The sequence below is a fragment of the Lysinibacillus zambalensis genome (assembly GCF_040183165.1).
Lineage (GTDB): Bacteria > Bacillota > Bacilli > Bacillales_A > Planococcaceae > Lysinibacillus > Lysinibacillus zambalensis.
The window spans coordinates 39,461-51,555 of the sequence record NZ_JBEGDG010000021.1 but is presented as its reverse complement, the minus strand read 5'-3'; the positions used below and the strand labels follow the sequence as shown (position 1 = coordinate 51,555).

Below are 12,095 nucleotides of genomic sequence, written 5' to 3'. Positions count from 1 at the left end.
AATAAGGGAGGTGTATCAAAAAAATGATACATCTCCCTTTAAAATTTAGATTAAAGTATTTACTTACTATTAGGCTCTAAAGATTTATCCTTTTGTCGTCGCTGAGAAAGTATTGTCGGTAGCATCATACCTAGAATAACCAAAATAATACCCGCTATTTGTAAAAGAGTTAAAGGTTCATGTAAAACAATAACTGAAACAGTTACAGCCACGGGTAACTCGATAGCACTTAAAATAGAAGCAAGGGCTCCTCCTACTTTCGGGACAGCTATAGAGAATAAATAGATCGGCAAAATAATACCGAAGAGTCCCAATGCTAGTCCGAATTTCCATAAACCACCAGTGAATAATTTGCCGTTCCAAAGAACTTCAGGGTTTAGGAAAATACTAATAATGATAAGGGCGACAAAGGAAACAATCAACACGCGTGATGTAGTTGTAATACCCTCCACGTGGCGAGAGTTAAATTGGATAAAGCAAGCAAAAGTAAAGGCAGCAGCAAAACCTAGAAGCCAGCCTTGAATAGCGATACCGCTTAAATCTACATTTAGTACACCAGCCGCTAAAATAGTTCCAGCAAATAATACAATGATAGAAATCACTTCAGTCCGACTTGGTAAGCGTTTATGAAGTGCGCAATCTATTAATAAGCCGATCCACGTGAATTGGAAGAGCATGACTACTGCAAGAGATGCGGGAAGATACTTTAATGATTCCCCGTATACAATCCCTGTAGTACCGGTAAGTATCCCGGCGCACACTAAAATTAGCAGTCCCTTTTTAGAAAGCTTCGGTAATTGTCTTTGTGTCACTATAAAAATAGTTGCAACAAGCATAAAGCCAATAATATATTGACTTGATACTGCCTCTCCTGTTGTAAAGCCGTGCTGCATAGCTACTTTGACAATTGTCGATAGTATTCCGTAGCTACTAGAAGCAATGACAATCAATAGAGGATAAATTAAATTCTTTTTCATGTTTTTTATTTCACTTCCTAAAATTGCTTGACCATATGATGAAATGGTTCATCGATTATGGACCATGGCTCTGTAATAACAAAGCCCATACGTTCATAAAGACGACGAGCGTCCTCTTTTTCCGTTTCAACATTTAATGATAATTTTGAATAGCCTCGTTTTTGCGTTTCCTCTAAGGCGAATTGTAGTAATAATGTTCCTATTCCTTTACCACGTGCTGCTGGTGATACACAAATAGTATCAATATAATATTCATCTTCATGGGCTTCTTTATCGATGATGACGGATGGCGCATTTTTTTCTTCAAGCCATTTTACGAGATTTGCATCCATTTGAATGGCTTCGACACCATTATAGTAAACAAGAATTCCTAGTACTTGCTCATTCTCAACAGCAACATAAGTATTTAAATAGGAATGTCGATTATCCTCACGCTTGAATAGTACAGTAAGTTCTTGTTCTACTGCTTTAGTTGTCTGTTCTCCTGTTAAACGGTTGGCAATTTCACCAATCGCATCAATAATTAGTGGTATAACGGCATGGGCATCCTGTGGTTGCGCTTGTCGAATTGTAATACTCATTGTCAAAATCCCTACCTTTCTATAGGCAAGTATAACAAAGATAAAGGATGACTCAAGTTTTTGAATAAATGGTGATATTCTGACGGCATCTTTACCTTCTTTCAACGAGTGTCCAAACACCCGCTGAAAGAAGGTAAACCCTCCGGACGCAATTATGCCAAGGCATAATTGATTATTTTTCCGAAAGTTTAAAACTTTATACGATATCTGATTTCGTGTTACTCTATAATGACTAGAGTTTCAGGAGGACAACAATGACAAAGGAAGATAAAGATTATATTTTAGTTTATGGAGATGCTTTTATTGACTATATCGCCGATGATGTAACAAATACATCTTTTACTAAATATATGGGTGGTGCGACGGTAAATGTTGCTGCGGGAATTAGCCGTATTGGTGCCCCATCTGCATTAATTACGATTACTGGAGACGACGAAGGCTCTCAATTCGTTCGAGATGGCCTTGCACAAGAAGGGGTAAACCTGGATTATGCGGTATTTGACCCTGCGAAGCGTGTTAGTGGTGTCTATGTTCATTTAACAGAAGCATGTGAGCGGATTTTTAAAGATTATGTCGATGAGACGCCAGATTTACAAGTAGAAGCAACACAATTAAACGAAGCAGCTTTTAAACATGCATCTGCTTTAACAGTGTGCTCGGGGACTATGTTCCATCCTACAGCCCTTGATACAACACGTGCTGCTGTAGAAATGGCAAAGGAAAAAGGCGCAATTATCGCAATGGATGCGAATATTCGCCCTTTACGTTGGAGCAGTGAGCAGATTTGCCGTGAGACGATCACGTCATTTTTCGAGAACGTAGATATTTTAAAGGTCACTGATGAGGAATTATTTTTCCTGACAGAAACAACTAACTTGGAAGAGGGAATTGAGCAATTAAACAGCTATTTAGTGCCTATTATTTTAGTAACAGTAGGGGAAAATGGCACATATGCGGTATTAAATGGTGAGGTTATCCATGTACCGACAGAAAAGGTTGTGCCAGTAGATACTACAGGAGCTGGAGATGCATTTATGGCTGGTGTATTACGCGATGTTCATTACAATGGTTTACCTACAACAGAGGAAGAACTTGCTCGTTGTGCAAGTTTTGGCAATAAGCTAGGTGCTTTGGCAGCTACTAAAGCAGGGGCATTAACAGCTCTTCCGTACTATGATGATATTAAGCATTTACTTAAATAGTCGTTTGGAGTGTGCATACAATGGAGAAAAATTACGATGTATTAGTGAAGGATCGATTATTCTTTGGCGGTGCAAAAGATGCAGATGTAGCTTTTGAACAAGAAACGGTGGATATTGTGATTGATGTTCGCGTAAACGGTTTATCTAATGAGGAGCAGGAAGCAGTTTCATATGTGTACAAGCATATGCCAATTGCTGATGAGGACATAGCAGTAGCGCCATCTATTCAAAACGTTGCAAAAGAAATTGTTGCTGCCTATGAGAATGGGCAGAAAGTGTACTTCCATTGCGGAAGCGGAGGAGGCCGCGCAGGAGTGGCAGCCACTGCTGTACTAATGGAGCTTGGCATGACGGATTCTCTAGAGGAAGCGAAAGAGGCTGTAAAGAACGCGCGTCCACAAGTAACAATTCGACCAAAAATGGCAGATGCTTTGCAGAAGTTATATAAATAAGTGAGAAGGTGTACCGGATTTTGGTACATCTTCTTTTTTAGTTAGTCGATAAACATTAAAAGTTGGAAGATAAAACGTGAAAGTTAATCGAGGCGATAATTTCTGCAAGCATGCCGATAAAATTAAAAAGTTGGATGACATTTTGTTAAAACGTATGTCATGTGCATAGGTTGACCATTCTCAACATACATAAAATTGTGCTATGCACATTAGAACAGTTTTTTGTTATAGTAATGATATAACAAAGGTGAGGTGATCTCTATGATGGAGGAGTTAGCGGAAGTTCCATGGGCAGTCATAGCACCACTAATTGTGGTTCAATTTATTTTAATGATTGTAGCTCTAGTTGATTTACGAAAAATCCATGCAACAAATGGGCCGAAAATTTTATGGGTGTTTCTTATCATTTTTACTAGTTATCTTGGTTCGATTGCGTACTTTATAGTGGGGAGAAAACAATCATGACAATATTACTTCAGGTAACAGGACTTACAAAGCAATTTGCAGAAAGAGTAGTTGTAGATGGAATCGAGTTCACGTTAGAAAAAAACACATCGACAGCTTTAATTGGACCTAATGGCGCTGGTAAAACAACGACATTATCGATGCTAACGGGCTTATTAAAACCAACTTCTGGCAGTGTGAAAATGTTGGATGGTGATGTAAGAGCCAATATTGGTTTCTTGCCACAATATCCGCAATTCCATCCTTGGTTAAGCGCGTTAGAGTTTACTGAAATGGCTGCAAAGTTAAATGGTGTGCCTGCAAAAAAAGCAATAGTAGAGGCACAAAAAACACTTGAGTTTGTAGGTCTAGGTAATGATGTAAATAAAAAAATTGCTACATTTTCTGGTGGCATGAAGCAACGGCTTGGAATTTCCCAGGCAATTGTGCATAAGCCTAAATTACTGTTATTGGATGAACCTGTGTCTGCATTGGATCCGGTAGGTCGTAGAGAAGTTCTTGATTTGTTAAAGGGTTTACAACAAGAAACGACTATTTTATATTCGACGCATATTTTAAATGATGCCGAAGAGATGACCGATCAATTATTATTTTTACGCGATGGGAAGTTAGTAGAACAGGGGACATTACGTGAAGTTCGACAACGTTTCGATGAACCAAATTATGTTGTTGAATTTAGCAATGAAAAAGAGGCAAAACTTTTTGCCAGTCAATCTGAACTTGTTGGGGAAGCAAAGGGTCGTAATGTATATATAGAAATTATTGATGAAAAGCCGAGTATGCAAGAGCTCCTTCAATATTTAAGTAGTAGTCCTTATAAAATACGAAAAGTGGAGCGGCAAACAGCATCGCTTGAAGAGATTTTCATGAAGGTGGCGAGAAAAATATGAGAGGATTTACTGTACTTCTGCAAAAGGAATTCAGAGAAGCTTGGAGAAGCTGGAAGTTTTTATGGATACCTCTTGTATTTGCATTGCTCGGTATGAGTGATCCACTAACAAACTATTACATGATGGATATTTTAAATGCTGTTGGTAACTTACCAGAAGGCTTTGAAATGTTGATGCCAGAATTAATGCCAGTTGACCTATTACAAGCTTCCATTGGGCAATTTCAAACGATCGGTCTACTCGTATTAATAGCTTCTTTTGTAGGAGCCATTAGTAAAGAAAGAGCAAGTGGGATGGCTACTTTATTGTATGTCCGTCCTATATCGTTCGGCGCTTATTTTATGAGTAAATTTATCGTCATGAGTACTGTTAGCTTAATTAGCATTTTAGCTGGTTTTGCGGCGAGCGTATACTATACGGTCGTGCTTTATGGGACATTTGAGATAGGGACACTGATAGCAAGTTTTTTCACGTATTTTTCTTGGCTACTCTTCGTAATAGCAGTGACATTAATGATGAGTGCGGCTTTTACAACAGTGGTAGCAACAGCATGTGCATTCGCTGTCATATTCATTGGGCAAATAGTGGATGCTTTAATAGGTGCATTTTGGACAATATCACCGTGGAAATTACCGGTATATGGCGTTCAATTAATGAGGGGCACGATGGATATGTCGGATTATTGGTGGAGTCTATCTATTACATTAGTGATCACGATAATTTGTATGAGTATCGGAGCTTTGACGATGAAGAAAAACGCACCGATGACGAAAATTTAACTTCTTTCAGCGGGTGTCCAAACACTGGTTGGAATAGAGGAGCACAGTCTAAAAACGGAAATGATCGACATCGAATCGGCCCTCGAGAACTCCATGTCTGTACTTTGTTTTTAAATAACTTAATTATATTCAAAAGCATCAACTTGGTAGATTTTTATCGGGTTGGTGTTTTTTTTTTTAGGTAACGCCGGCTCCAAACCGAATCGGTATTGTAAACCGTCAGATATTGTGAAAATAGATAAAGCAAGACGAGACAAGCTGTTAAGGGCTTGATCGTCTTGCTTTATCCTTCAAGCTTATATATAAGGAGCCGTTTGCTTGAACTTGGGCAAAAAAGACATCTGTAACGGATTGGACATTTTGTTTTTTTAACTTCTTCATAAGCCACTCTTCCGTCAACTCAAGTTCAACTAAGTTTTCATAAATAATTTGTCCATCTGAAGCCACTTCTGTTGGAATATAAGTTGGTGGTGTTACATCGGCCTTAACATCTTGTTTTGTAGCCGCTTGTTCAGCAGGCTTTGGTAGCACACTAAGCCTACCGGTAGTTTCAAGTAGTGCATATTGCACATCTTGTACAGAGAATATAGCTTGTTCTCGTAGCATCATCGTTAACTCATCCATATGCAAACGATTTTTCCTTAAGGCAGATTCTAAAATAAGTCCATTTTGAATAAGGATTGTTGGCTTATCATCAACAATTACACGAGCTCTTTTAGATTTAATAGTAAGAATAGTCATCAAATAAGTTAAAACGCCCCACCAAATTAATGCAATAAGCCCATCTAAAAAGGGTGTTTCTGCCTGCGCCGCTATTTCAGAGGCAATCGAACCAAATGTGATACCTGTCGTATAGTGGAAGAATGTAAGCTGACCAAGCTGCTTTTTTCCAAGAATTCGGGCTACCATTAGTAGTGCGAAAAAAGAAAGTGTTGCTCTAAGTATCATTTCCCAAAAATGAGCGTGAAAAAAATTGTCCATACATAAATCAACTCCTTAAACCGCTATTGAAAATAGCTTGTGCAAAAAGGTCGATAGTATGCGACAATCATTTGTAACCAAATTTTGAGATAATTTAAAAAGTGAGGTGGCAACATGAAACAAGTCGGAAATTTAAATAACCCAGTGTATCCAATTATGATAGCAATAGCTATTGCCCATCTTATCAATGATACGATGCAAGCTGTTATACCAGCGATGTTCCCAATATTAAAGACCGATTTAGGGTTAACTTTTACTCAAATAGGTCTTATTTCGTTTGTATTAAATATGTTTGCATCTGCCTTGCAACCGGTTGTAGGTTTTGTTAGCGATAAAAAGCCGATGCCCTATGCATTACCAATTGGTATGATTAGTTCATTTATTGGCATAGCCATTATAGCGTTCACATCACAATATTGGATAATAATTATTGCAGTATTATTTTTAGGGTTTGGCTCAGCTATTTTCCATCCCGAGGGTTCACGTGTTTCATTTATGGCAGCAGGGTCAAAAAGAGGACTTGCTCAATCGATTTATCAGGTCGGAGGTAACTCTGGGCAAGCACTTGCACCATTAATTAGCGCTTATGTTTTCGCTATCTTTGGACAACGTGGTGCAGCAATGGTCTTAGTAGTGGCAGCACTAGGTATTCTACTATTAAGTAAAATTGCAAAGTGGTATAAGAAGCAGTTGGAGCAAGAACGTATGGCAAAGAAAAAGCGAGTATTAGTTTCTAACTTGCCTCCATTAACGAAGAAACAAGTAGGCATTGCGTTGACGTTACTGTTTACTATTATTTTTGCGCGATCATTTTATACTACTAATATTACAAGTTTTTATGTGTTTTATTTGATGGATCATTATGATGTTAGCCTTCAACTAGGCCAAGTTTTAATATTCACCTTTATGGCATTTGGCGTTATTGGTACATTTTTCGGAGGTTCACTATCAGATCGAATAGGTAGAAAAAATGTTATTTTACTGTCCGTTGTTGTACCGATGCCATTTTGTTTAGCGTTGCCATATGTACCATTATGGGCAGCCATTATATTTTTAGTAATTATCGGTACACTCATTATGATTAGCTTCTCGGTAACGGTGGTTTACGCACAGGAGCTTGTTCCAACAAAAATTGGTACAATGGCTGGTTTAACAACTGGTTTTGCTTTTGGGATGGGGGCAATAGGCGCGATGGTCATTGGTGTATTGATGGATCATAAGGGGATTGATTTTACAATGATGGTTGTATCTTTGCTACCATTATTATTACTAGTAGCCTTTTTCTTACCTAAGGATAAGCCAGCTTCGGCGGTGTAATCATAAAGATCACGAGGAGCACCCGAGTTTGTTTCCTTCAAAGTGAAAGGTATTCATTATTTTATCGATAAGCAAAAACGCGTTCTCTTATTATTAGAGAAACGCGTTTTTATTATTGACGTAATGGTGATAAAAATTCAGAAGGAAGTTTTCCCTTATCTAGTATATATCCCTCTGATATGTGAACTTCATGCATTTTATCATTGTAAGTGAATTTAAAAATACCATTATCAAAGTCAGTACCAATCTCTTTGAAGAATATCCCTTCAATGGATACATATTTAGGACATGTAAATGCTACTTTAAAGTCTCCCTGTTCTTGAATTAAATAAGCACGTACACCTTTCTCATATGTATCGTTTGCATCATCATCGTCAGTTGGACGTTGGACAGCCACGATGTGAAAATCAACAAAAGGAACCTCTTTTAATAAAACATTTAGGAAAGAACCTTTTGTAATCTCTTCCCAACGGCTTTGTGCGCTTTGGCCTACGATAATTTGAGAAATTCCGTAATTTTTTGCCACTTCTGCAATAACTTTTTGTATTGGACGCTTTTCATTATCTTGTAATATGAACTCTTCAATTTCAAGCTCATCAGATAACTTTTTCCATTGCTCAATGTAGCTAGACTTCTCTGCGTCAAAGGCATCAAGGGGTTGCGAATCGACTGAAAGGATATAGAGTGGACAATCTAGCATTGTAGCCATTTTATGACCGCGTCGTATTAATCGCTCGCCGTTAAGCCCATAGTAAACACAAACTAATATACTTTCGTCTAAACGCCCTTTTACATGCTTCATAAAAATTAACACCTCTTATCATGTTGTTATTTTGTTAATTCTACTGTCGATTTTGAAAAAAATATCCTAAAACAGCTAAAATCGATGCTGATACAGTGCATTATGCTCATTTATATTGTATACTAAAAAACGTATAAAAGTTAATGACAATATATCGGGAAAACCTTGAGAAAACTGGGTTATCTTTATACTTTACAGTTATTTGATTTATGCATTTCGTGCATTTAAACCAATTGCCTCTATATGCCACACTATTATGCAGTTAGTTAAATAGATAGTCAAGTGACTTGGTACGCCATTGTGTGTGTACATATTATCTCGTTTAAAAATCATGCCATTCTCTATAGGAGTAAGGCGATATTGGTTATTTTGGCTTCTCAGGATATGAAGCTAAATAGCTAAAAAAGTTCCCCAGGTTTTATGCAGTGTACCATCAAAAGCTTCTCTCTGCATAAAGTATGTGTTGAATGATCTAGATTGGTCTTTATTCTTAATGTCTATTATTACAACACATGCCGCTTACTTTCCAATTCAAGTTTATTACGTTAAAAAAATCAAATTTCAAGAAAATTTCTGATATGTTAATTAGCTTTATTGATCTTATATCTTCCTGGTGGGAGGCAAAAAGGCTTAACTTTTTTTCGGTGTAAACGTTTGCTGAATAAAGTTAGAGTCTCCAGCAATTGCTATAGAATTTTTGTGTTCGAAATAAAGTATAAACAGTAGTAACTTCAGTAGATTTGGGAATACTTTATTATCGGAGTTTTTCGCACTCACTATAGTAAACAGTTGCTGAACGAAATTGATAGTAGGAGGTTTTCACTTGGTTACAGTTCTCATTACGATACTTTTACCATTTGGTTGTGCTGCACTTATTCCACTACTCTATAGGCGACTAAGGCGTGTTGCACATCTTGGCTGGTTTGTTTTATCCGTTCCATTCATCTTATTTCTTTTACTCGCGCGCTATATTCCTCAAATTGCCGAGGGTAAAACGTTTATTCATACATATGAGTGGATTCCCTCTTTTAATATAAATTTCACAACTTACCTCGACGGACTCAGTATGATTTTTGGCTTGCTGATTACGGGTGTAGGTAGTTTAGTCATTTTATATTCTATATTTTATTTATCAACGAAAGAATCTCTTCACCATTTTTACTGCTATTTATTACTATTCATGGGTGCAATGCTTGGCGTCGTCTTTTCAGATAATCTAATGGTATTATACACATTTTGGGAGCTAACAAGTGTGTCATCATTCCTGTTAATTGCATTTTGGCATCATCGAAAAGCATCGCGTGCTGGTGCAAGAAAAGCGATGACTATTACCGTTTTTGGTGGCCTTTCAATGCTTGCAGGCTTTTTGATGCTGTATGTAGCATCGGGTACATTTAGTATTCGTGAAATCGTAGCCGAAGTAGAGGTTATACGAGATCATCCACTGTTTATTCCAGCGTTAATCCTTATTCTAATCGGTGCATTTACAAAATCTGCACAGTTTCCTTTCCATATTTGGCTTCCAGATGCGATGGAGGCGCCAACTCCTGTCAGTGCTTACTTACACTCGGCAACAATGGTAAAGGCTGGAATCTATTTAGTTGCGCGTTTTTCACCAGTGTTTGGAGGAGAGGCTGTTTGGTTCTGGCTAGTCAGTGTGATTGGCCTTGTAACGTTGTTCTGGGGTTCATTTAATGCTGTGCGGCAAACAGATTTAAAGGCGTTACTGGCCTTTTCAACGGTTAGTCAGCTCGGTTTGATTATGAGTTTATTTGGACTAGGATCAGTTGCACATTATTACGGCTATGCTGCAGATACTGTTCTTTACACGCAGGCAAGCTTTGCGGCGTTGTTTCATCTTATTAATCACTCCACGTTTAAAGGTGCACTTTTCATGATGGTCGGTATTGTCGATCATGAGGTGGGCACACGTGATATTCGTCGTCTTGGAGGGTTAATGGCTTTAATGCCTATAACTTTCACCATTGCAGTTATTGGTGGATTTTCTATGGCCGGCTTACCTCCATTTAACGGTTTCTTAAGTAAGGAAATGTTTTTCGCTGCAGTATTAACTATTCGCAATGTAGAGGCATTTTCAATTTCTGATTTGGGACTATTATTTCCAATAGTGGCATGGGTAGCGAGTATCTTTACATTTGTTTACTGTATGATTTTAATCAGTCGAACGTTTTTCGGAAAACTACAGCTTGATAAGTTGGAAAAAAAACCGCATGAGGCTCCGTTAGGTATGCTACTTTCGCCAATCATTTTGTGCGTCTTTGTAGTTGTGATTTTCTTCTTCCCAAATGTGCTAGGGCATTATATTTTAGAGCCTGCTATGGAAAGTATTTATCCAGCATTCCCATCGACTGGTGAATTAACACCACATATTCATGCTTGGCATGGCATTAATGCTGAATTGTTAATGACTGTTGGTGTCATTATTCTGGGTATTATTTTATTTAAAACGTTAAAAAGCTGGAAGCCTTTGTATCGGATATTCCCACAAAGATATACGTTTAATATGTATTACAATCGTTTGATTGAGTTTGGTGAAAATAGTTCTGCAAAGCTTACGAATCGATATATGACAGGTAATTTAACACATTATTTTGTCTATATATATGTATTCTTTGTTGCCCTTATCGCAGGATATTTTATATGGTCGGATGCTATTGCATTTAATTTTGCGAAGGATTCCGCAATTGAGTCCTATGAGCTCATTTTAGTGTTTGTCATGATGTTTGCTGCCGTATGGATAATTTTTGCTAAGGGACGCGTAACAGCAATGTTATTAAATGGCGTACTTGGCTATTCAATCGCATTTTTCTTTGTGATTTTCCGTGCGCCGGATTTAGCATTAACGCAATTAGTTGTTGAATCTGTGACAACTGCTTTATTCCTTCTATGCTTTAAATATTTACCTGATTTAATGCCTGAATCCTCCCGCAAAAAAATGCAATGGTCTAAGGTCATTATATCCATTTTCGTTGGTGCCACAGTTACATTAGTAGGCTTAGCGGTTGTCCATTTCGATCGCTTTGAGCCAGTAGCTACTTACTTCAATGATTCCTACAAGTTGGCGGGTGGTTCCAATATCGTCAACACCATATTAGGCGATTTCCGTGCATTTGATACGATGCTAGAAGTTGTCGTTCTTCTGATTGCTGGCTTAGGAGTGTATACATTAACGAAGCTAAAGCCACGAAAGGAGGAAACGGATCATGAAAATCAATGACGTTATTTTACGTACTGTCACAAAGACAGTCGTATTCATAATTTTAACCCTTGGTATTTATTTATTCTTTGCAGGGCATCATGCTCCTGGTGGAGGTTTTATAGGTGGTCTCGTGCTAGCCTCTGGCATTGTTCTACTATATTTAGCGTATGACATTGAAACAGTGCATAAAGGGATGCCTTTTGATTTTAAAAAAGTTGCTGCGCTTGGCGTATTACTTGCGACGGGCACAGCAATTGGCTCACTATTTTTTGATGTTCCGTTTTTAACGCAGACACATAGCTATATAAATGTACCGATATTCGGGAAGATGGGCTTTTCGACGGTAACCATTTTCGAGGCTGGCGTGGCTTTAACAGTAGTTGGTGTTGTAGTCACAATTATTTTAAGTATAAGTGAGGATGAGTAGCC

At 37.9% G+C, this 12,095-nt stretch carries 12 protein-coding genes; 8 read left to right on the top strand and 4 right to left on the bottom strand.

Going from position 1 to position 12,095, the window contains the following annotated elements:
• Positions 1-59 precede the first annotated feature (59 nt).
• Complete coding sequence (locus ABNX05_RS21070) at positions 60-977, bottom strand: EamA family transporter (protein ID WP_349661506.1); 918 nt, start codon at positions 975-977, stop codon at positions 60-62.
• A 17-nt stretch (positions 978-994) separates the two neighbouring features.
• Complete coding sequence (locus ABNX05_RS21065; RefSeq protein ID WP_349661525.1) at positions 995-1,558, bottom strand: GNAT family N-acetyltransferase; 564 nt, start codon at positions 1,556-1,558, stop codon at positions 995-997.
• A 254-nt stretch (positions 1,559-1,812) separates the two neighbouring features.
• Here ABNX05_RS21065 and ABNX05_RS21060 point away from each other — a divergent pair, with 254 nt between their 5' ends.
• From ABNX05_RS21060 to ABNX05_RS21040, 5 genes are all read left to right on the top strand, one after another.
• Complete coding sequence (locus tag ABNX05_RS21060; protein ID WP_349661505.1) at positions 1,813-2,760, top strand: carbohydrate kinase family protein; 948 nt, start codon at positions 1,813-1,815, stop codon at positions 2,758-2,760.
• 20 nt (positions 2,761-2,780) lie between these two features.
• Positions 2,781-3,212: a protein-tyrosine phosphatase family protein gene (locus ABNX05_RS21055; RefSeq protein WP_349661504.1), complete on the top strand. Its 432-nt coding sequence runs from the start codon at positions 2,781-2,783 to the stop codon at positions 3,210-3,212.
• A gap of 261 nt (positions 3,213-3,473) precedes the next feature.
• Positions 3,474-3,677: a PLDc N-terminal domain-containing protein gene (locus ABNX05_RS21050; RefSeq protein ID WP_349661503.1), complete on the top strand. Its 204-nt coding sequence runs from the start codon at positions 3,474-3,476 to the stop codon at positions 3,675-3,677.
• On the top strand, positions 3,674-4,567 hold the full coding sequence (locus ABNX05_RS21045; protein WP_349661502.1) for an ABC transporter ATP-binding protein: 894 nt from the start codon (positions 3,674-3,676) through the stop codon (positions 4,565-4,567). Before ABNX05_RS21050 ends, ABNX05_RS21045 begins: the two co-directional genes overlap by 4 nt.
• On the top strand, positions 4,564-5,346 hold the full coding sequence (locus ABNX05_RS21040) for an ABC transporter permease (RefSeq protein WP_349661501.1): 783 nt from the start codon (positions 4,564-4,566) through the stop codon (positions 5,344-5,346). The genes ABNX05_RS21045 and ABNX05_RS21040 overlap by 4 nt, the downstream gene beginning before the upstream one ends.
• 261 nt (positions 5,347-5,607) lie before the next feature.
• On the opposite strand, the gene ABNX05_RS21035 is transcribed toward ABNX05_RS21040, so the two are convergent.
• Positions 5,608-6,327 (bottom strand): YetF domain-containing protein, encoded by a 720-nt coding sequence (locus ABNX05_RS21035; protein ID WP_349661500.1) that lies wholly within the window; start codon positions 6,325-6,327, stop codon positions 5,608-5,610.
• 114 nt (positions 6,328-6,441) lie between these two features.
• Between ABNX05_RS21035 and ABNX05_RS21030 the strand changes: the two genes are divergently transcribed.
• Positions 6,442-7,644 carry an MFS transporter gene (locus ABNX05_RS21030; protein WP_349661499.1) on the top strand — a complete coding sequence of 401 codons (1,203 nt, stop codon included), beginning with the start codon at positions 6,442-6,444 and terminating at the stop codon, positions 7,642-7,644.
• 112 nt (positions 7,645-7,756) lie between these two features.
• Here ABNX05_RS21030 and ABNX05_RS21025 read toward each other — a convergent pair whose 3' ends face one another.
• Positions 7,757-8,446, bottom strand: coding sequence for a histidine kinase (locus tag ABNX05_RS21025; RefSeq protein WP_349661498.1), 690 nt, complete (start codon positions 8,444-8,446; stop codon positions 7,757-7,759).
• A gap of 823 nt (positions 8,447-9,269) precedes the next feature.
• Between ABNX05_RS21025 and ABNX05_RS21020 the strand changes: the two genes are divergently transcribed.
• Both ABNX05_RS21020 and ABNX05_RS21015 read left to right on the top strand, forming a co-directional pair.
• The gene (locus tag ABNX05_RS21020) at positions 9,270-11,684 is read left to right on the top strand and encodes a Na+/H+ antiporter subunit A (protein ID WP_349661497.1); all 2,415 of its coding nucleotides are present in this window, start codon (positions 9,270-9,272) and stop codon (positions 11,682-11,684) included.
• Positions 11,671-12,093, top strand: a complete 423-nt coding sequence (locus ABNX05_RS21015; RefSeq protein ID WP_349661496.1) for a Na(+)/H(+) antiporter subunit B — start codon at positions 11,671-11,673, stop codon at positions 12,091-12,093. Before ABNX05_RS21020 ends, ABNX05_RS21015 begins: the two co-directional genes overlap by 14 nt.
• The last annotated feature ends 2 nt before the right edge of the window (positions 12,094-12,095 follow it).